At 61.1% G+C, this 24,251-nt stretch carries 1 protein-coding gene; it reads right to left on the bottom strand.

Annotation, left to right across the window (positions count from 1 at the left end; all coding sequences use genetic code 11):
• Positions 1 to 154: 154 nt before the first annotated feature.
• Entirely contained in the window at positions 155 to 24,121 is a 23,967-nt protein-coding gene (locus tag Mal15_RS27895; RefSeq protein WP_147870757.1) for a tandem-95 repeat protein, read from the bottom strand.
• Positions 24,122 to 24,251: the final 130 nt, after the last annotated feature.

Raw genomic sequence — 24,251 nt, 5'->3', positions numbered from 1 at the left:
CGGATTCAACGCCACCCACCAAATGTAGCGATTGTCCTCAACGGCTCTCCCGGCCAGCCGCATCGGCTGACCGGGTGTTTTGGACGTGTCCGCTTCGCGGCCACACGTGAACAGCTGAGGACAGCAGTTCGACACTGTTGCGACTCGATCGGGATCAGATCAGATCACCGAAGGCGGCGTCCAGGGCGTTGATGCGGTCGTCCTCGTCATCGTCGTCGCCTGCAATCGCGTCGATGAAATCGCTGGCGATTGCGGAGCTGACCGGTTCGGAATCGCTTTCGTCACCGATTTGCTCTCCTTCGACCATCTCCCCAAGCCCGCTGATCGCCTGGCGACGCGCCAATTCATTGATCACCGCCAGTGCATCCAGGGGCGAAATCAATTTGTCGCCGTTGACGTCGTAGTACGGAGGTCCGACGTCCGTGTCTTGCACCGGAATGCTCGCCGAGGATTGTCGGGCCAGGTGGTTGATCACCAACAAGGCATCGATCGGCGAAATGTCCCCGTCGTCGTTGACGTCGGGATTCAGATCCGGGTTTTGCAATCGACTGCCGGTCACCTGCACTTGAACCGTTCCGGGGCTACTGACGCGTCCGGCCAGATCGGCGATCGTGTAGGTGAAGGAATCAATTCCCAAGAACCCGTCGGCCGGGATGTAGCGAATGGTTCCGTCGCCGAGTGGCACGACATCACCGCTGAACGGCGAGTCGACGATCTGAATCGAGGTCAGGTCCAGTCCGCGGTTGGGTGCACCTGCGACCGCGTCGGGATCCACGTCGTTGGCGGCCACGTTGATCACGATCGTTTCGTTGATGAATGTCGATGCCTGATCGTCGCGGGCAATCGGCGCCGCATTGGCCGCGATCGTCACCAAAGCCTGGTTGCTGTACTCGCCATCGTTGTCCGCGACCCGATAGCGGAACACATCTTCCAGTGCAAAGCTTTGGAAGGCGGTGTAGGTCACGACACCTTGATCGTCGATCGACAGGGATCCGAACGCCGGTTGCAGCGTGATTTGGATCGACGTCGGAACCAAAACGCCATCGGCATCGGTGTCATTCGCCAGGATCTCGATGATCGTGGGGCCGCTCGGGTTAAGCGTCGGATTATCGGGACGTGCGACCGGGGCGTCGTTGCGTCCTTCAACCGTGACGGCAACCGACACGATGTTGCTGAGTGCCCCTTGGGAGTCGACGACTCGATAATTGAACGAGTCGACACCGGAGCTGCCTTCGGTCAACGCCTGCAAGGCGATCGAAGTGGACGGGTCGTAGGTGATCACACCGGTTGCTTCGTCGTAGGACACCCGAGCACCGCTCAGGGAGAACGACTCGGCATCCAGCACGATCGTCAGCGAATCACTGGGGTTGTCGATGTCCGGATCGATGTCGTTGGCCAGCAACTGCGCCACGCTGATTGTCAGCACCGAGTCTTCGTCGGTCGACACACTATCGGTCACGGCCGTCGGACGATCGTTGACCGCGGTGATCACCAATCGCAACACTTCCTGGGCACTCGATTCGCCGTCGGAATCGATCGCGGTGACGGTCAAGTCGACCGACCCGTTGGCGTTGGCCGCAGGAATGAATCGCAGGATCCCGTCGTCACTGATCGTCGGCAATTGCTGGAACAGGCTTTGCGCGTCGACCGGCGTGGCGACTTCGAATCGAACCGTTTGCGACGACTCGTCCATCGGCCCTGGGCTGATGTTGGACGCCCAGACTTGGGAGTAAGGGCCGCTGTCCTCGTTGACGGTGATCGGATTGTCCACTCGATCGAACGTCGGCGGGTCGTTCACCGCATTGACCCGCAACGTGAACGTCCGCACGGAGCTCGACGCCTGGGTGGTGCCATCGGTCGGAATGTCGAACAACTGGGCGGTAAACGTCGCCACACCGTTGGCATCGGGTGCCGGCGTGAATTCAAGCGCCGCGGTGTTGTTGCTGCTGTCGACGACGGCAACGGGGTCCACAGCGAACAGCCCCGGGTCTCCACCATCGATCCGTGTGATGGTGAAGAAGACCGCCTGGCTGCTCAGTTCGTCGATTGCCGTCGGCGGACCGGCCAGCACGTTGGTGGCCCAGTTGGCGATCGAAACGGCACCGGCATCCTCGCTGACCGCCACGTTGGCCGGCCCGCTGAACTGGGGTGCGTTGTTGACCGGATTGACTTGAATTCGGACCGTGTTGGAAGCGATCCGTGGATCAGGCCGTTCGGCACCATCGGTCCCAAAGTCGACGGTGATCCCGTTGTCGGTCACGCTGTAGGTGAACGTGTCGATGCCCACGAAGTTCGCCCGCGGCGTGTACCGCAGTCCGGTCAGGACACCGTTTTCACGAATCTGTGTGACGGTTCCCCCGAACGTCGATTGAATCGGCGTGGGTTCTTTCAGCGTCAGCGTTTGATTGCCACCGGGGGTGATGTTCAATGCTTCGTTGTCGGGGCCGACGGCAAAGACGTCCAACAAGCCCGGCGTCGTGCCGTCGCCGATGCTCATCACGTCGATGCTGGTGTCTTCCAGGATCGCGAAATCCAGCGGCGTCGAATTGGGCCGAATCACCGGGGGATCGTTGATCGGCAGCACGTCGATCGTGATCGTCCTGGGGTCCGACGAGATCAAATCGCCACGGGTCTCATTGCCGGGACCGTCGTCGGTGAGCACGATTTCGAAGTCGAAGCTGCCGAAGACGTCCGGGGCGGGACGGAAATTCAACCGGCCATCGGGCGTGATCGAGGGGAACTCGGTGAAGAAGTCACTGGCCTGGGACAGCGGGAACCCGAGCGAGGTGACACTGAAGCGAACGTTTTGCCCGGTGGCAAAGTTGACCTCATCAAAGGCCGTCGTCGGCGGACCGGCTTCGATATCGAAGGCGAAGTTGTCGATCGTCGTCGCCGCGCTGTCTTCGAGCACTTCAATGGTTTGCAGCGGTCCGGTGGGATCGTTCAGATCCGCCGGCGGCAGATTGATGGCGAACTGCGGCTTGTCGTTGACCGGGTTCAGGTTGAACCGCACGACGTTGGTGCTGGACTGCGGGTCGGAGACCAGCTGTCCATTAACGTACGTGGTGCCGTCGTCGATGACCGAGTAGGTGAACTGGTCGACACCGCCGATTTGATTGTTGTAATCCTGCGGCGGCGTGTAGAAGACGCCGGGGACGCCCGACGAATTGACGCCGACGGTCAGCGTTCCGCCCAGAACCGTCTGCGGCGGCACCTGGCCGATGTCGAGCGTCTGGTTTCCGCCTTCGATCGCCGCACTGGCCTCATTGGCGGGGCCGACGGTGAACACATCCAACAACCCGACCCGGTTGTAGCCGATCACCGAGGGATCACGTCGTAGCGGGATAAAGTACTGTCGCGGCGGATCTCCGACCGGTTGCGTGTTGTCTTCGCGAAGCGTGTAGGTGATCGCCGCATCGATGATCGCTCCCGTGTTCGGGTCGACTCCACGAGCGACCGAGTAGGCGTCGTCGGCGTTGTTGACCGCCGAGCTTCCGGCCACGCTCGGGTTGAACCGTGGTGCGTCGTTGACCGGACGGACGTTGACCGTCACGGTGACATCGGTCGACTGCGGGTTGGTCGGGTGGTCATCGGTGAACGTGAACACGTAGACGACCGATCCGACGGCATCCGCATTCGGGTACACGGTCAGTGCGCCGGTATCGTCGACGTCGGGAAGTTGCGCCATCACACCACGCACATCGGTGACGCTGATGTTGGTCACCGTCGGCCGACCTTGCGTCAGCAACTCGTCCTCGGCGGAACTCGGAGCCGGCAACACGGTCGTGAAGACGTCGGGAATCGTCGCCTGGGCCGCCGTCGGATCTTCCATCACATCGACCTGATCCTCGTTGACGATGAAGGGCCGGTCGTTGGCCGGTTTGACGCTGATCGTGACCGTTGCCTGCTGGACACTCTCCTGGGCCGGCAGAATCCGAATCAGATTCGCGACGGGCAGGCGGGTGCGTCCGTTGTCGGCGATCTTGTAGGTGAACAAGTCGACCGGGGCAAACGGAGGCAGTTCGTTGTAGTTGACCGGTGGAGCATACGTTCCACTGACGAAAATGCCGTTGGCAAAGTTGAACGTCAGCAAGCCGCCGTTGGCGGTGCCCAGCGTTTGTGAGCCGCTGAATCCGGCACCGACGCGAACCGTGCCCTGGTTGGTCGAAAATGCCACGACCCGCAGCGACTGTTCGATTTCGTTGTACGGTGCCGGCAGGTTTTCGTCGAAGTCACCGGCAACATCGGGCAGTTCCGTCACGACGATGTCGGAGCTGTTGGACAGATGCAGCGTGTTGCCGTCGGCGGTGACCGCGTATCCGTCGGCCCGCAACAGGCTTTCCAGATTCGCCATCAACAAGTCGCCGCTGTCGCCGTAGGCGTACGAGACGACGTAGTCCGAACCGCTGGCGGCAATGCCCGTCGTGTTGAATTCCACGACGACCGGGTTGCCATCGACGGTCAACGTGATCCTTTCGCCGTCGACGACCAGGTTGGCCTCGGGGGCGACGATTTCGGTCGCCGAGACGGTGAAGGAAGTCATCGGAGGAAGCACCGCACCGGCAACAATGTCACTGAACGAAAGCGACCCGTCACCGTTGTCGGTCACACCGAGACCTTGACCACGCAGTGCCGTTTCCAAATTGGCGGCGATCGCCGCGGCCAGATCAGCGGCCGCGTATTGGACCACCACGTCGGTCCCCGCCGCGGGCGTGCCCGTCGTGTTGAATTCAACGGTCAACACGCCACCAAGCCCGTCAGCAAGCGTGATCGTTTCACCGTTGATCAGTCCGGCACCGTCGGGAAGTGTCATTCCGGACGCCGATGAGGTGATCTGGGAATTCGGATCGTTGATCCCTGTCACCGAAGTGTGGTTGAACAACAATCCGGCACGTCCGGCATTCGGCGCCGGATCGTCGACCGAGCCGATGCCGGCGGCCAACAGGGCCGCCTTGATCGCCGCGCTGATGGTTGCGGCATTGTCGGCGGGGTTGAATTGCACCAGAAGATCGGCACCGGTCATGGAAATCCCACTGGTGCTCAGTTCGACCGTGGTCGTCGCACCGCTCTGGTCGGTCAGGCGAATGACTTCGCCGCCGATCAACGTCGAACCGTCGGGGACGGAAATCCCGCTTCCCGACGCGGAGCTGACGGCGGTGTAAACGGTCGTGGAGACGGACGAGACGACCGGCAACGTCACCGTATCGGTCGCCACCAATCCGCCCAAACCGGACGATTGCAGCTGGCTTCGGAATCGTGTCGCGACATCGGTCGCCGTGTCCGTCAAGAAATAGGTGACCAACACGTCGGTACCAGCCGATGGCGTTGCCGACGTGCTGAATTCCACGACCGTCACGTTGCCGCCGCCATCGGTGATCGACACCGTTTCGCCATCGATCAATTGAGCCCCGGCGGGGAAGACGACCAGTCCGGTCGACGCGATGATGGACGACATCGGGGCGAACTCGACCGCCGATGCGACCGCCCGGAAGGACACGCTGCCGTCGCCGTTGGAAATCGCACCGACCTCCAGACCTCGCAAACTGGCCTCCAGGCGGTTCGCCAGCACGAGCGCCGATTCACCGGCGGCAAACTGAACCAGAATATCCGTTCCGGCCGAGGGCAAACCGCTGCTGTTGAACTCGACCCGGATCTGTCCAGACCGGCTGTTGTTCAAGATCACCGTTTCGCCTTCGAGCAGGTCGTCGGCATCGGCCATGATCAATCCGTCGACCGTCGACGTGATTGCGGAGCTCGGGTTGGTGAACCCGGCCACGGTCGTGCTGCTGAATTGCACCCCGGCGCGTCCGGCGGGCGGGGTCGGGTTGTCGATTCCGCCGATGCCGACCGACAACAACGCGGCCTTGACGGCCGAGCTGACCGTCGCCGCAGTGTCGGCGGGCGAAACCACCACCAGCAGATCCGCACCGGTGATGGAGACACCGGTCGTGCTCAATTCCAATGTCGTCGTTCGACCGCGACTGTCGGTGAACTCGATCATCTCGCCGCCGACAACCATCGATCCGTCCGGAACATCGAATCCGGCCGCCGACGCGTTGGTGACCGCGGTGTAGCTGCTGGTCGCGATCGAGGTGACGTTGGTCAATTCGACCCGATCGGTGGCGTTGACGCCGCCCAGGCCGGCAGCCCGCAACAGCGTTTGCAAACGTGCCGCGATGTCGGCCGCGGTGTCGGAGGCCGAGTAGGTCACCAGCACATCGGTGCCGACCGATCGCAGTGGCGACGTGCTGAACTCGACGACACTGCGTTTACCGAGCGAGTTGGTGATCACGACCGTCTGGCCGTCCACCATCGATGCCCCATCGACCACGGTGATCGAATTGGAGGTTGTCATGATCGGTGATGGGACCACACCGCGACCGACGATCAAGTCGTTGGCGGTGAAGCTGAGGATCGCCGGTCCGGCCGGTTCCACCGCCTCGACCACGCTCAGGTTGCGATCGTAGGCGACCGGTGCATCGTTGACCGGTTCGACAAAGATCGTGCTGGTCACGCTGGCGCGTCGGAAGTTGTCCGTCCGCGTGCCGTCTTTGGCCTCATCCTGTCCCTGGTCCTCGACTTCGTATACGAATTCGACTTGGCCGTAGATGTCATCGGCCGGCGTGAACAGAACGTCGCCGGTGGTCGCATCAAGGGCGACGCTTCCGAAGAAGGGATCGATCGACACCGCGGTGATGCGAAGGTTTCCGTCGTTTCCGTTGATGCCCTGATTTTCATCCTCGGCTTGCGGCGATCCTTGCAGATCGTTCGCCAGCAGGAACGCTGACGGAATCAGCAGAGCGTTGTCCTCGGTCGGCGTCGGAACCTGCAGCCCTTGATTCAGATAGAAGTTGCGATAGCTGTCATCGGAAATCGAAATCAATTCCGGCAACGGCGTCGGCAGGGTGTTCTGGGGCGTCACGCGAACGCTGGCCACCCCATCGGCGGTTCGCGGCGTTCCGCCAACAATGATTCCGTTTCCGTCCAAGCTTCGGCCATCATCCTGAACCGTGAAGGTGAAGTTATCCAACAGCGGCGGATCGGTATCTGCTCTCAGGTTGTCGCTGTTGAAGTAGTCGGCTCCCTGATAGAAGATCCGCGTGATGAACGTTCGATCGAACGTCGTGGGATCCAGCGGGTCGGCCAATTCGGTGTCAAACTCGGCCGTCACGGTCGCCCCTCGCGGGGTGGTGCCGACGGCGGATTGGTTTGCCGCGTCGATCGTCACACCGCCGACGGTGATCGAGATCAGCCGCAATCCGGCGTCCTGGTTGGATTCATCGAATGGCAACCCGGGGATCATCGGATCGCCATCGCCGGTCGCCCCTGCCAACAGCGTCGACGCGAGGAAGACCTCCGGCTGGTCGGCCGGCGTTTGACCGGGCTGGTACTCCAGCGCGACCAGGTTTTGATCGAGCACACCGGGTGCGTCGTTGACCGGCGTCACGTTGATGGTGACGGTCGCAAACGTCGCATTGGCCGCGACCGAACCGCTATTGCGTTGGGTGCTGAGCCGATAGGTGAAGGTGTCCTGGCCGACAAAATCACTGTTGGGCACGTAGCTGAACGAACCGGTCAGTTCGTCGCCGGGGTTGATGACCAACGTTCCGTTGGCCGGTTGTCGTCCGACGAAGAAGCGAACGGGCAACAATTGATCCAAGTTCGTGTCGTTGGCGATCAACGTCGGAGGCGTGGCGATGCTGGTGTCGATCACCAGCGTGCTGTCTTCGGCGACGGTGTATTCATCCGGCGATGGCACCGGGGGATCGAACGGGGCGATCGAAACCATGTAGTCTTCGACTTCACCGCCGACGGCGACGCCGGTCGGGCTCAGATCACCCGATTGGCTCAGCCGCACCCGCATCCAGCGGTCTGGCAACTTCTGGCCCTGAACGTGTCCCGGCGGTACCGCGTCGGCCGGGAAGGCACTTTGCGGGATGATGATCGGATTCGGATTCAAGCTTTCACTGACCGCTTCGTTGCTGGCGATCTTTTCGTCCGCGTCGAAGGTTCCGTTGCCGTCGAAATCGACCCAGATATCGACCAGGCCGCTGCCGGTCACGAAGACCGGGATCGTGCTGCCGGACGGGTCGCTGGGGTTCAAGAATCCGACGACGTTGTCGGCGTTCAAATTGCCGGTGATCGTGGGATCGTCGGCAAAGACCAGATACGGGACGTTGTCCTTGATGTAGGTTCCCACCGGCACGCCGTCTTCATCGTCGATCGGTTGAAGCGAGATCGTGTCGCCGGACAGATTGATCAGCACCGACGTGTCGATGACATCAAATTTCGCTCGGATCTGCTGGAAGATCTTCAGCGCGATACTGTCGGCCGATTCGCCGTCGACAAAGGTGATCGGCTCGTTTCCGCCGGTCGGGTTGTCGGTCGCGCGGATCATTTCGAAGGTGACCGTTTTTGATCCGATTGTGACCGCCAGCGTTTCCCCACCTGCGACGGCCCCGGAAACCACGATGGTGTTCGGTTGGAACGTGAACAGGTCACCGGTTTCGTTGAACGAGATCGCCAGCAGCGCGTCGTCCGATGCGGGCGACGGTTGACCATCGACTTCGGTGTCCAAGTAGACGCCCAATCGAGTCACACTGTCCCCGGACACGGTGTGGCGTGCCCCGTTGTTGGCCAAAAGCGTGTTGTAAGAAACCGGGGCGTCACCGAAATCAAATTCGACCTCGGGCATCACGATGGTGAATCGCGTCTCGTCGTTGATGCGGGTCTCGCGAACACGATTTCCGCTCAAGTCGGCGATCGGCGGCAGATTGTTGCCGATGCTGATCAAGACACCATCGAAGTTGCCGTCGACCAACACCGCGCCTTCGATCAGAAGTGTTCCGCCGCCGGGATTGAACGACTGGACGTTCAGGTTGGCGTCGCGAATCGCCGACTGCAATCGAGCCGCGGCGATCGAGGCGGTGAAGTCGGCCGTCTGGGTGTACGGCAGCGCGATCGCGCCGACCGAGACGCCCGGGGCCCCCTGCAACGAAGCGGCAGTGCTGGTCAAAAACGCCGTGTCGCCGATCTGTCCGCCCAACGCGACGCGGGCATTGTCGATCGCCGCGGCGTTGCCCAATCCGATCGGCTGCGTCGAGACCGCTGCGGCGAGAGCCTGGGCGATCTGATCCGGCGTGTCGGTCCGCGAGAACAGGACCGGGACAAAGGTCGGATCGCTGGTCGTATTTTGAGTGAACTCGAACGTGACCGTGTTGATCCCGTTGCTGTAGACCAGACGGTCGCCTTGGGAAACCCCTTGATCGACACCCGACTGAAGGATCGCGGTGGAGGTGGTGGTCACCAGATGGCCGTTGACCGTCCCGAGTTGAATCTTGTCAGAACCAACGGCAATCGGTGCCAAACCGATGGCCTGGGCGACCGTTTCGGCCGGATTGGAACCGGGGTCCACGCTCGAGAGCGCCGCCAGGATGGCATCTCGGACTTGGACGATCGTGCCGGCGCTGCGGACGTCCACCGGAATCGATCCGGCGGTCGTCGAGCCGTCTTTATCGAATTCCAGGACGCGGGTGTTTCCGCTCACGTCGTTGATCGTGATCGTTTCACCGTCGATGATGTTCAGGTTGATACCGTCGACGGTCAACGTCGTGGTTTCCGGGATCACCACGCTATACCCGGCTTCGAATTCGAAATTGGTGATCGTTCCGTCGGTTTCGGTGATGACAATTTGCGATCCATCGGGGATCTGATCGCCCGATCGGAGCGAGACTTCGATTCGCTGTTTGTTATTGAGCGTGATCTCGTAAACCGCGTCGGGTCGCCAGATTCCCGTCAGGGGCGTCAGACGAATGGTGTTGCTGTTGCTGCTGTAGCCGAAGATGTAATCGCGGCCGGGAATCAGTCGCGCGCCGTTTTCGGTCAGAATGACCGTTTCGTCGGTGACGGTGTCGGGATCGATCCCGGTCCCTGCCGGATCAAGCAATTGGACTTCGAAGAACGACAGCGTGCCCTCGGTCAGTCGGACAAAGGATCCATCGCGATCCTGGTCACCGCCATCGATGCGGAATCCGATCGCGTCTTGCGGTCCGGTCAGCACGGCCGTCGGACGCACGTCGTCGGCGCGGTCGATGGCACCGCGATCGATAAAGACGTTTGCCCCGACCCCGCCGGGCGTCGCGACCAACGGATCATCGACACGGGGTTGCCCGTAGGCGTCGAATTCCGGTGCGATGATCGGCGACGGCGAAATCCCCGCCGGCTGCTTGACCGTTTGCAGGAAGTTGCTGCGGTCCGGCAGCGATGCGAACGAGCTGTCGATCACCGCACTTCCGGCCGCCGGGATGTAGATGCCGCGGTTGGGATCTTCGAACAACGGCACTCCGGTCGGGACGACGAACGAGGACGTCGCCAACGGAACCGACGAATTGGTGCCGTTGTCCTGGAACGCATTGCCGCCGACAACGATCTGACCGAACTGGTTGGCGGTCGTCGCGATGCCGTTGGTGAAACCGCTGAAGATGTTGTTCAAGACGGTCGGGCTGGCCGCTCCGCTGATGCGAACGCCGTCACCGCTGCCTCGGTTGACCACGGTGTTGTTGACGATCCGACCGAACGAAACCGGCGAGGGCACTTGGCCGTTGGTGTTGACGTCGCCGCCGAAGTGGATCGCGGCATCGCCGGAGTCCGAGATCACGTTGTTGCTGATCACGACACCCGGGATCAAGCTGTCGCTGTTTTGGTTCCGCAACAGCCGCGCCGAACCCGGCACCGGCAACGAATCCGGTCCTGGATTGACCGCCAAACCGCCGTTGTTGACCAGTCGCTGACCGCGGGTGTCACTGACGGCAACCACGCCCGAACCGGCCGATTCGGTGATGAAGTTGCTGGCGATGACCAGCTGCCCTTGGTCCTGCACACGGTTCTGGTCGCTGATGCCGAACTGGTAGTCGACCATCAGCACGTCCCGCACCGGGATGTCTGGATTGGCCGGGAACAGGTTCGGCAGATTCGGATCCGCCGTCGGTTGGCTATAGACGGTCGGACGAATGGTCAACGCGTATTCGCCGAAGTCGGTTTCACGCGTTTGAGTGGAGATGAATGAACCGAAGAAGAACCCGGAAGTCGAACCATGTGTGATCGTCACCGGCGAGGCGATTTCGATGATGTTCAGGAACCGACCATCGGCTTGGACGCGGACGACGGCCGATTGGGTCGCGTTGATGACATTTTGCGTCTTCGTCGCGATCATTTCCGGCGTGTCGGTCGCGTTGATCAAAATCGGAACGTTCCCGGCGACCACTTGTGCGTTGGTGGTGTACTCGTACACGACCTGCGACGTACCCGACGAAATCGAAATCGTCTCGGCCGATGTGCCAAAGAAACTCTGTTCCAACAATGCCCCGGTGACGAATTCCGGAACGGTCATCGTTTGCGTCCCGAAGACATTGGCCGAGCTGACGACGACGTCAAAGAAACCGGTTTGCGGTGCGGTGAATTGCAGGAATGCCCCGCCGCTGGATTCACCCGGTGCGACGCTGGTTTCGAACAAGCTGGATTGGCGTGTGCGATCGATCGAGAATCCGAACAAATCCTCGGTCAAAATCTCGCCGTCGTTGAACACCGTGATCACGGGCAGGTCCAGAATCTCTCCGGCCCGACTGAATCCGAGTGTATCGACGTCGATGTCGACCGTTTCTCCCTCACGCAGGAAGATCCGCACCGAGTCGAAATCGGCTCCCGGATCGGAGGCGACGATGACCGCATCATCCTGCAGGTTGAACGGGGGCTGGCCGCTGTTGACCGCGTCACCGATTTTACCGATCGCGACAACCGTATCGCGTGCGGCGTCAATGAACCCGCTGGGCGTGCTGCGATCAAGTTCGTCGGCAAAGATCCGTCCTTGGACGCTTTCGGTGACCTGATCGACGATCGGGATTTGCCGTGACGTCTCACGCCCTTGCGAAGTCTCCGCGTCCACCAAATCCAATTTGATCATCCGCCCGCCGCTGGGATTGATCGTGATCGCCGAGGATCCGTACAGCTCGACACGGTTGCTCGTGCTGGCGGCTGACTGGAAACTGTCAGACGTTGCCGCCGTGATGTCCAACACGTTTTGGACCTGTGCCGAATTGATGGCGTTTCGGATCGAATCGGCCGTCGCAGAGGTCTGCGTGGAAATCGGGTCGAACACGACCGGCACGTGCCCGGGCGCGACACCGCGGTCAAGCGTGCTGTCGAATTCGAACGTCATTTCTCGCCAGCCGTCGTTGATGACGAAGAAGTCCCCATCGACCAACTCCAGCCCGGGCGGTGCGATCAGGCTGACCGCGCCTCCGGTCAATCGATCGTTGGTGTCGAACGAGCGGCCCCAACTGTTCAATTCACCCAATTGCAGGTTGATCGGGAAATAATCCTGCGGGACGCCATATTCGTCGGAGGTACGAATTTCCAGCGAGTAGGGGCCGGTCAGGATTTCGTTTTGCAGTTCCGGTTGAACCGCTTGCGGGTGTGTGTCGGGCAACGTTTCGGGGTTGAACGTAAACGTCCGTTCGCCGTTGGTGCTTTCGACCACCATCTCTCCACGCTCGGCGAAGCCGACGATGATGTCGTCGATGTAAACCCCTTCGACTTCGTTGTTGGATGCACCTCGGGTATCGATTTCGCTGTTGGCGAATCCGAACGGTCGCCCCAGCCCGAATTCGTCGCCGGGAACGGCCGACGTCGTCAAGGCACCCGAACCGTTGTCAAACAATTCGTAGCCCGACAAGCCATAGTTGCCGACGTCGGCGGGTGTCAGGTTGTACAACCGGATGCGGTCGCCGGCGTAGGCCGTGAAGTCACGGGTCTGTGATTGAGTCGGACCGCCGTCGACGTACTGTGCGACGCCTTCGTTCAAGGCGATCTTCAGCCGTTCCGCGACGGCGCGCGAGTCCATCGTGCTGTCGACCAAGATCGGGATCACGCCGCTGGTCGTCGCTCTGTAGCTGACGATGTTGGACGGGACACCCGACGGCGTTTGGATTTCGACCGACAGTGCGTCCAGCAACAGAATCTGGTCGCTGCCGAATTGGAAGCCCTGCAATTCGAGCGGTAATTGCGACAACACCATGTCGCGAACCATCGTCGGCGTGTTGGAAGCACTCGGATCAAAAATGATCTCGCCGAAGGCTCCCGTGGCGTTGGCCGCGGTGACGAACGAGAGCACGATCGGTGCCGCCCCTTGGGGGTCGCCCTTGGTGATCACCGTGACCGTCGTCGATTCCGTGATGCGATCACCGGACGGGAAGCTGATCGGAACTGCACTTTCATTGACGTCGCGGTCTTCCAGCGTGAATCGGGTCGGATCGGGCGTCGGCAGGATGACCTGTGCGTTGTTGTCCAAGATCAACAGCCCGCGACCGTACGGATCGATCTGGACCTGCACCGGATTGAATCCACTGCTGAGGGCGTCGATGATCTGTTGGTAAACGTCCTGCAGTTCCACCGCTGGATCAAAGGCGTTTCGGCTGAAGTAGATCTCGACGTCGTTGCTGGGCGGAATCGTCGAGCCGCGTTCAACGAAGACCAATGTGGTTCCAAATCCGGGGATTCCGAATCCATTGGGGTCCACCTCGATTCGCAATCCGGTTCGCAACTGGCCCAGATCCGTCAGCGGCAACAACACACCGGTATCGTCGTAGCTGTCCGTTGTGAAGCTGGCCGTCGGATTGAATCCGGACAGATTGATCGTGGTTGCCTGGACTCGAAGCGTGTTGGCGAACGGATTGTCGCGACGCAACGGATTGCTCGAACCGAGAACGACGGCAAGCCGTTGGGCGATCACCGCACCCGACTCGTTATTTGCATAGGGAACGGTGTCGACGGCCGGAGCACCGTTGAGCACAAACGTGATGACTCGGCCGTCGACGGTCAGCGTTTGGCCGTCGGTGATCTGATTGCCAACGGGCACTACGATTTCGTGGTAGTCGAGCGCGCCGACGCTGGAGAAGTTCGTGGTCGGGTCATCGGACATCACGGTCGAGACACCGAGGACCGTCAGTTCGTTCCCGCTGACGAAGGTTTCGGCATCGGCACCGAGCGCCGCAACGATGTTGGAAATGATCGTTGCCGCGGTATCGGTCGTGTTGTAGTTGACCGAATTCGGCGGACCGACCGCGGGGTTTTGAACCATCGTCAACGTGACAATACTGTCATCGCCGACCAACGTGATCGTTTCGCCGGAGCGGATTCCCGTCCCGTCGGGAACGGTGATCGTGCGGGCATTGACTCGACCCAGTGACATTGTGGTCGCCGACGATGCGACGGTGACCGACGCCCCGCTGAAGGACAATTCGCCTTGCGGGGTGACGTACGCGCCCGCGCTCGGCGGCAAGACCAGGGCGACTTGGGCGGCGATTTCAGCCGGGGACGCAAAGAAGTCGACCAGCACGTTGGTCACGCCGGGGATGTTGACCGGCGTGGCGGAAATGACGATCCGATCGATGCCTTCGGCGTGCTTGAACGTGTACACCTCGTTGGCAAACGACGTCGTGAATGAGAAATCAACCTCGATACGACTGAGATTCAGGTCACTTTGGGGCTGAATCAACGGTGACGGGGTGGCCGCGATGAATTGAATCGAATTCCCCGCCTGGACCTCGGCGAGCAGCGTGATGACGCCGTCGCCTTCATAGACCGGTTGCAATTCCAACGGCAGCAAGGCGAACAGCGCCCGCGCGATCGTGTCGGCCGTGTCGGTGCGGGTGTACAGGATCTCGTTCGGGGCACCGGTCAAGGTTTCGACGAACGTGAACTGATCCTGAATCGTCGGGTTGAGGGGATTGAACAGCCGATCGGAAATCTCGATCCGGTCGCCGGGGAAGATCTGATCGCCGTCGGGGATCACCAGTTGCAACGCACCGTCGAACTGGGTGTTCCCGTTGAAAACCGGATCCAAACGTTGAACCAGGACCGGGTTCGGATTCGCCAGCCCCAGTTGCACCGTCGAAGTCACGGTGCTGACCGCGGCAAAGCGGATTCGTCCGCCTCCCAGGTTGATCGGACGGGTGTGTCGGTCGATCGCGTCGAAGACGGCGGCGGCGACTTGACTGGCATTCATCGACGCGTTCACTTCCACTTCGCCGGGTCCGGCATTTGCGGTCACGAAGGTCAATGTTGCAACGTTTCCGTTGGCGCTGGACAAGGTGATCGTGTCGCCGCTGGCGATGTCCGCCCCGGCCGGGAACACGACGGTCGTCCCGACAACGTTCTCCAGCAGGATTTGGTTTCCGAGTTCGTCGTTGAAGGAAATCTGTTGACCGTGGACAACCTCATCACCTTCGATGCCGACCAATTCGACCGAATCGAAGTGGGGACGCATGCCGCCGGCGGTCGAGAAGTCGAACCGCAGACGCACGTTCTCGTTACCGGCAAGCGGAGACAAATCGACGCGTGCTTGTCGCCAGGCGTTGCTGTCGTCAAACAACTCTTGGACCGGAATCCCGGTTTCGTTGTAGTAGTCGTACTCGTCAAGCGACGGCAGCTGTCGGAAATCGTTGTTGGTCGCCAGCAGCTTCCATTCGCCGTCGTCCCCGGCGGCAAAGACTCGGAAACTGTCGCGTTGCAGACGGTTCGGTCGGTAGTCGTCGTCCGCCTCGACTTCCATGAAGTAGCTGAAGTACAACGTCGGCTTGTCAGCCGCACTGTATCCTTCCAGATTGATCGGGCGTGAAACGATCGTGCCGTGGGACCCACCGGGTGCGAGTTCGCCCAGGTTGCTGTCGTCGGCACGCGAGATGGTGTTCCCTTGCGGGTTGTTTCCGCCGTTGTTCGTCCCCGGGTTGACTTCAAAGCCGTAATACAGGCTGCCGCCACCACGCGTCGAAAACTCCGCGCGGCTATTGTCGTAGTTGTCCTTGATGCCGTGTCCGTCATCCAGGTTGCGGTCGGTCGTGTAGTGCCAGGGACTGGCTTCGAGGTTGCCGAATGCCAGACCGGTGGGTTGGCTGCCGACACCGACGATCCCGCTGCTGTAGGACAATTGGATCGCGGATCGACCGTTGTTGAGCACCCGCGCGGGTTGCACGCGGCCGTCTTCATCCAGGTTGACGGCGTACAACCAACCGTCATCGGTCGTCAAGAACATCGTCTCGCGGAACGCGCCGTCTTCGATCGTCCTCGGTCCGAGTGCCAAACCGCTAAACGAAGGCGGGAAGTTTCCGGACACCGCCGCGTGCGCGGGGTCTTTCTGGACGACGCCGTGGAACGTCGTCGGGATCACACTGCCGTAGCCGAACGCCGGGCTGGTCCGCGGAGCATCGACGGTGTCGGTGTAATCGAACGAGTGGATCCCACCCTGGTCGGTCGCCGCATAGAACTGGAAACTGCTGTTGGGGAAGTTCGCCAGACCGGTGATGTCCCCGCCGTCGCCGCCGGTCGGGAAGATGTTTCCGGTGTCGATGATCCCGTATTCGCGTTCATCCGATGCGGGTCCGAACCGGGTGCTGTAGGGAGCCTGTGCGGGAAAAGTCCGGTCGGCGTTGGCATTGAGACTTCCGAAGGTCGTGATTTCACCAGTGACCTGACGGAACGAATACAAGATGTTGCGTGTCAGTTCGATCGGGATTTCACCACGGCCGAGCGTGTCGCGGTAACCGACCAGGAATCCTTGTCCGTTGTTGTTGAGCGCGTTGGTTGTGATCGTGCCGGTCGGGCCGCCGCGGTCGGACAAGGGGAACGCCATCGCTTCGACGATCAGCTGGGCCGGGTCGTCGCCTTCCATCCCGTTGCCGGCCTGGTTGGTTCGACTGAAGACGATGCCGTCGTCACTGGAACTGAGCACCGATCCGTCGACCGGGCTGATGTTTTCATAGCCGCCGATGTTGCCATCGTCCGGTGCCGTTCCGGCCGGCGGACCGACGGTGTAACTAAATAATTCACCGTCGGTACGAGCAGCGATGTCGCCGGTCGGCTGCGACGACTGACCGATCAATCGCTCCACCACACCCGTGACCGGATTGACGCTGACCAACGACGACTGGTTGGTTCCGGTGATTCCGGAATCGACGCTGATAAACAACCGCATGTCGTCGAGCGAATACGGCACGATCGATTCGACGTCAAACGCCGGTTCGATAATCGGACGCTCGGCCGAGTAGTTGGTTTGGTCCAGCAGGGCGAACGATTCCGAATCGGCCGGAATGAACAATGGGTTGTAAAGGTCCAGGGAATCATCGACCAATCGACGGGTCGAGTTGATCGGCATCAGACGCACGTCCGTGTTGGCTGCAGTCGGATTGAAGAATTGATCCAGATCACTGGGGACCACGGCGGCATTGCTGACCGCCACAAAGTAGGTTCCCTCGGGCAATTCGACCGGGCCGATGTAGGCATCCAGCGAGCCGGCCGATCCGCCGTTCAGATTTGCCGAATCGACGCCGTTGAGCGGACGGCCGCGGTCGTCGGCGATGTTCGAATCGCGGCTGTGCAGGATCAATCGGCCGGCAGCATCGTAGACCGCGATCGATGTGTTGGGGCGTCCCAAACCGTCGGCGTAATCGATGTCGAACGTCGTGGTGACGAATCGGTTCTCGCTGTCAAAGACGTCCGGTTCAAGCTGCTCGTTGAACAGGTCCACTTGATAAACATCGACGTCTTCCAATCGGATGTTGGCATTGGTGGAATTGATATTCCCGATCTCGCCGTTGACGACCAACGAGCCGCGATCGGACGTCCCGAGGTTGCCCAGCTGATCGGCCTGGGCGTTGGTGAAGGAAAGACGATTGTTGGCCGCTTCCTGAGTGAACGGCGTGCCCGTCGCGGTGTAGTTGAGACTCTCGCCCGCGGTTCCGGTCAGCGGCGAGTGCAACGGCGCGCTGTTGACGGTGATCGCGTCGGTGGCGAAACGAATGTCGGCCAGCTGGATCGTCGACCCGGCGACCTCTTCGGTTTCCCGCAAGCGGACGCTCAGCTGATAGGAACCGGCCGACTTTCCGTCGCTGCGGACGCGAACGTAATAGGTGTTTTCGCTGGAATTCGATCCCGGCAGGATCACCCGCATCCCGGCGTCGTAGGGGTTTGCCGATTCGACGTTGCCGGTTCCGAGTTGATACAGCGGTTGGACCGTGCCGTCGGGCAGGGCGGAGAACAACAGCGAGCGGTCGTTGGCTTCGCGGAACGAATCGTCGCTGCGGGCCAGGACTTCGACATCCCCGTCGACTTCCTCGGCATTGGCGGTGACCAGTTCGACGATCGTGTTGAGTCCCACGCTGGTTTCGTCGATGTCGATGTAGACGCCCGTCCCGCCGGTCGCGGTGAAGCTGTAGGTGTCGACGTCGTCGGGCGACGCAAGTGCGCCGCGGATATTGAATCCAAGTCGTTCGTTTTCATCGCCGGCGAATTCGCCGCCGGCCAAGTCACCGACGATTTGCGCGTTGTCGGCAAAGGCGTTGGTCGCGATCGAGGCGGGGTCGGCGGTCTCCTGCTCCAGCACGTAGGCGACGTTGCGGTCGTTGATGTACGACTCCAGCCGCAGACCTAGCCAGTCGCCCGGGGCACCGCGGTCGGCTTGTGACCCGCCGGCCTGGCCGATAATCGAAGAGATCAACGCGTCACCGAAGACTTGTGCCGTCTGAGTGCTGCGGCCGATCTGTGACAGGTCGCCGGTGATTCCGTCAGTCGCCTGGACCAGCGGCACATAGTCGGCCAGGCTGGCGCCGAAGGTGATCTGTCCGCCGGGTTCGGTCACAAAGCTGTTCCCGGTTTCGACGTAGACATCCTCGTTGTCGATCGCCAGGGCACGGACGCCACCGTCCGTTTGGATCGAAACTCCCAAAATGCCTTGAACCGCCACATCGGCCGACCGCAGGCTTTGGATCGTCGACGCTTGGGTCAGGGATTGAACCAGATTCGTGCGGGGTTCATCGGTCGCCAGGATAATGAACTTCGCCGCGTCAGGTCGGAAGGCATAGTTTTGCAGCGTGAAATCGATGCCCGCGAATCCATCTTCGGCGGACCCCGCGGTCACAAAATTCTGCGCCGCAACGGCGTAGTCGGTCGCACTGCCGAACAAATTGCCGCCGACCAGCAGCGATCTGCCCAACTGCCCGGCGCCGGATCGTCCGAATCCGACGGCTCCGTAGCGGTTGCCCGCGGAGACCCCGATCCCGGCGGCCGTCAGGCCCGCTTCCAAATCGACAATGAATTGCTCGCTGAAATCTTGGACAAATCCCATCGAAACGGATTCATCCATCACGACCACGACGTCGACATAGGGCACATCGGTTTCGACGATGATGTCTTCGCACTGCAACGCACTGAGCGTGCAATTCATCGGCTCGCCGTCAGGCGTGAATCCGGCGCCGACGGTGGAGTCGTTCCAACTGGTCAACACGACCGGGTTGCCGGGCGTGCCGAGCACCTGCACCGTGCCGCCGATCCGATCTTCGATGTCCAGCGGACGCCCCGTGCCGACCAGCTCGGCGCCGGGACCGAACTTCACCACCAGACTTTGATTGGGGTCACTCTTGAGCCGCAATGCGCCGCGGTAATGATGGGTGGCCGATGCGATTTCACCTTCGACCACGTGCACGATATCCGTATCATCCCAAACACTGTCGGTCGTCAGCACTTCGCTGCGGACACGCACGGCGTTGATCGTGTTATCGTCCAGACGGTTGCCCGCGATCACCGGCCCCTGGTTGTCCATGTCGACGGTGAAGATTCCCACGCCCCCGGTCGATCGGCCGTAGTCCAGCATCGGATCGGCATTGAGCGCGTTGGGGTTGATGCTGATCGCGGCCCCGATGTTGCCTTCGATCGTGTTGCCGACCAAAACGGGTTGGCTGCCGCGGACAAAGATGGCGGCCTCATCGTTGAACCCGATACCGCCACGAGTGGACGCCGCGGCGAACCCGCTGTCGTTGTCGGTGATCGTTGAATTGGCGATGCGAACATCGGCCTGCAAAATTTCGATCGCGTTGAATTCGGTGAACTGACCGTCGATCGCGGTCGATCCGCCGCCAAAGCGGACCTCGGCAAAGTCCAGGCTGCCGCTGGCGTCTTGACGGAACACCAACCCGCCCCAGTCGCCCGGGGCGGCATTGTCGGCAATCGCGTCGTTGTTGGTATCGAACGTTCCACCGGCCCCGTAGCTGTCGTCACGGCGGCTGGTGAAGATGATCTCTTTGCCGTCCTCCCCTTCGGCATAAAAATCGGCGCCAAAACCGGCTTCGATCCGCGCGTTTTGCAGCTTGATGACCAGACCGGGGTCGATCGACAAGCGGGCGTCGAATCGGGGCAAGAACAGCGTGCCGTTGTTGCCGTCATTGCGCAGAATCCGCTGCGGCAAATCGATCTCGCGGCCCTCGTCGACGTACGACGTTTCTCCAGCGATCAGTTGGTCGATCAACTCGTACTGGCTGCCGCCGGGAATCGAACGATAAATCCGCAAACCGACAAATCCATCGGGAACGGCCGGCAATCCGGCCAGCTCGATGGACCCCGAGGCGGGCGCGACGAAGGACGCCGTCGAGTCGCTGGCCTGGGTTTCCCCGTCAAGTGCGTTGAAGAAGGTCAGGCGGTAATCGTACGCCGTGCCGGCGATCAGCGATCCGCCGGCACCGGCGGTGGTCGTGACTCCACTGGCATCGGGGCGGATTTGTTCGCGCAGCAATCCCCCGCGCGCCGATCCGTTGTCGGTGTAGCCGGTCGTCACGCGGTCGAGCTGCGTGACGAATTCGTAATTGGTCGACCCGGGGATACTTCGATACAAACGTCGGCCGACAAACTCCGGCGGCGTCGTCGGCAGATTTGCCAATCGGATCGTCTTGGACGTGCTGGACGTCACGATCGAAGCGGTCGGCAAGCTGGACAGCGATTCGTTGCCCGCGGCGGTCACGTAGGTGATGCGATAGTCATACGCCACGTTTTCAACCAGGGTTCCGTCGGCCCGCAAGGTCGGCGAAACGCTCAGCACGTCGGGCCGATCTTCCAACAGAATCGCACCGCCGGGTTGTCCCTGCAGCACCAGCACCTGGCTCAGCACGTGGACGATGTCCTGGTCGTCAAATCGGCCGCTGACCGTCATCGGCTCCAGCTCTCCGGCCGCCGGTGTCTCCACGCGGACGAACAGACCGTTGATGCTGTTGTTGATCAACCGGTTCCCGGAGATCTCCGGTCCAACTCGGTCATAGTCGCTGGTGAACCGTTGGGCGCGCTGGTAGACCGGCGCGTTGAAATTGGTTTCCAGGAAACTGTTCGGGTCGGCGCTGATCGCCGCATCAGCGCTGTTGCGGATCGTGTTGTAAATCAACGTCGGCCGACTCTCGTTCATCTGAATCGGCGTGACAATCGGATCGTTGGAACTGATACTGCCACCGCCATACTGGATGTTGGCGTGGGAGACGAAGTCCAGGAAGATCCCCTCGGTTTCCCAAACCGGACGGCCTTCGGAATAATCGAAATCGTTGCGGAACTCGATGCCGGCCCACTGTCCCGGCTGGGCGGTGGTCGGCAGCGGATTCGTGTCCACCCCCAGCGATTCATCGTCCCAGCTGGTGAAGAACACTTCGCCGGTCCCTCCGGTCTCGCCCGCGATCACGGGCGTTCCCAGAATCTGCAGCGCGGCCAGCGAGCGATCTTCGTCGACCGTTTCGCTACCGACGCTGACCTTGGCGTCTTTCATCTTGAACAACGAACCGGCATCGATCATCACGGTCACGCCCTTGGGGACGACGAATTCAGATCCGTCGCTGAGCGCCGAATTGCTCGAACCGCCGATGCCGATTTCATACGCCAGGTTGTCCTGCTGGGTGTGGATCAACCCGTCGACACCGCCGTTGGGCAAAATCCGCACGACGTCACCGGGGCGGGCCAATCGCAGCGCCGCGGCGATCGTGCGTTTGGGACGCTGCAGCGAACCATCGTTGACCGGGTTGCCGTTGATGTCGACACCGTCGTCACCGGTGACTTTTTCGACAAAGATCGTGCGGGGCTGACCGGCGGTGGCGTTGGTTACCGTGGGAGCCACACGGAACCAGAAATTGAACTCGCCCCCGGCAACGCCATCGGCGTCCCCGTCCAACTGCGTGCCGTTGGAGTCGGTGATCGTTTGACCGACCGAGGATTTGAAGGTCATGCGAAGTTCGTACGTGCCTTCGCTGGTCCCACCGAGTCCGCTGCCGGAGATCAAACCGTTGTACTGATCGTTGCCGCTCGCGCTGACGCCGACGATGTAATCGCCCGCGGCGATTTCCAGACCGATGAAGGAGTCTTCGCTGAAGAAGTCGTCGTTCTGCGCGACCAACTCATACTGGTCGGCCGCCGCATCGATGACACGGTACAGTTTCAGGTGCGTGTCCAGCAGGCTGCTGCCGTCGAGACGTTCGGCGATCGTTTCGATCGAAATCTGGCCCGTTTCGGTCGCGGTAAAGGAGTAGAAGTCGACGTCGTTGCTTTCGGGCCGATGCAATGCTTGCCCGATCGTGATGTCACTCTGGCTCAGGAACTCCGGCTCGACGGGCAGATTCGGCAGGTACTGGTCAGAAAACAGCACCGAGTTCGGTTCGTCCGGGCTGCTGCCGCCGGCCGCGACGCCCGGGGCCAGTTCAAACAGGTTCCCGATCCCCAGCAAGTCGCCCACGCCCCGAAGCGCCTCTTGGAAATAGCTCAACCGGTTGTCGGGCGAGAAACCGTATCCGTCGTACCAGTTCTCGCCGGCATCGAGGACCAACAGGCCCTTGGATTGATCCCGTTCATTGACACGGTACAGGCTGAGCGGCGTGTCTGCCCCGGCCCCGGTATCAGCCGTCTGGACGATGGCACGGATGTCGCCGGTGACGATTTGCAATCCGGCATCGGTGGTTTCAACGAACTCCACACCCAGCCGTTCGCTGTACAGATCCAGGACTTCGCGAACGCGCTGCTTCTGCGCTTCGGTGATCGCGTTTTCCAATCGATTGAATTGGGGATCGATGCCATAGATCCGCGCAAAGTTGTACGGAAAGATGTTGATCCCGACCGTCGTATCGGACTGTCCGTTTTGCTGTGCATCGCGGCGTTGGTCTCTCAGCCCCGGAGCGTCATAGGCGCCCGGCCAATCGGGAATGATCGGATTGGAGGCTTTGATCAGGCCCTCGGTCACGACAACACTTTGTGTGCCGGCGCCGAAGGTTGTTCCCAGCGGCATCGCGGCATCAAAGGTATCCGCGCCGCCTCCGCCGCTGGCCAGTTCTTGCGGAGCCAAGGGCAAACTGTCACCGCGGCCGACGCGTAAGCGGAATGTCCCCCCGACGATCGGATCGCCGTTGGCATCGGGCGGCAACAGATCGACCAGATCATTGCCCGGGAACGTCAATCGGGCGCGATTGAGCAGTGGTTCGTAGACGATCGATGACGGCGCCGTCACCAGGTCATCGGTGTTCTCAACCGTTTCGCCTGTGTAAATCAGTTTGTAGAACGACGGATTGACCACCGGCAGCGAACTGGTGGCCGACGAGATCGGTCCGGCCAGCGGGTTGGACAGCGGATCATCGTTGAAGTAAACGAACACCTGGTTGCGTTGCTGGGTCAACGTTCCGTTGATGTTCTCGACCGGCTGCGGGACGACCGAGACCACGCGTGGACCGACTTCGACTTCGAATCGGACGGTTTGGATCGGGCGGACCGGGTCGGTTGCACCGACCGTGTGCAACAGGTCCCCGTCGACATCGCGGAGGCCGACGATTTGCTGGTTGGAATCGTCAAACCCAGCCAGTTCGGCGACGTACTGGTCGTCGGGCAACGTCTCGGCGAAGCGGGCGACGATGATGTTGGTCCCGTCGTCGTCCTCAAATCCCAAGAAGCCAGGGGTGACGACTTGGTACCCGGGCAGGCCCGCGGCGGCTTCATTGGCATCGGGAGTGAACGAACCGTCGCCGCCGGCGCGTTTGAACTGGATCCCGGCGAGCGTCGCCGCATCGATCAGGTCGCCACCGAAGCGGAACTTCAATTCCGTCGGAGCGGTCGAGAGCACGGTGTTGTCTTGGAGATCGAACTGCTCGCCCGAGTTTGCCGAGACGGCGATCAAACGCGGTGCTTCCAGTTCCGCCGCCAGCAGTTCACGTCGCTCAAGCGTTTCGTGTTGCGTGCGTCGCGAAGACTTGTGAGCAGACTTGAGCTTAGTGTTTCGTCGAGAGGTCATAGGTTGACCTTGGCCTAGAACGGTGAGGAAATAAACAGGGAGGTATAACAAGGGAAAGTCGTCGTGCGACCGTCCGTTCAATCAAATCAGTTCTGACATTATGTCCGTGACAGCATAATCGATGTCGGCG

Origin of the sequence: Stieleria maiorica (assembly GCF_008035925.1) — a bacterium.
GTDB lineage: Bacteria > Planctomycetota > Planctomycetia > Pirellulales > Pirellulaceae > Stieleria > Stieleria maiorica.
Note: the sequence above shows the minus strand (reverse complement) of the source record. Positions and strands in the feature narration are given on the sequence as shown.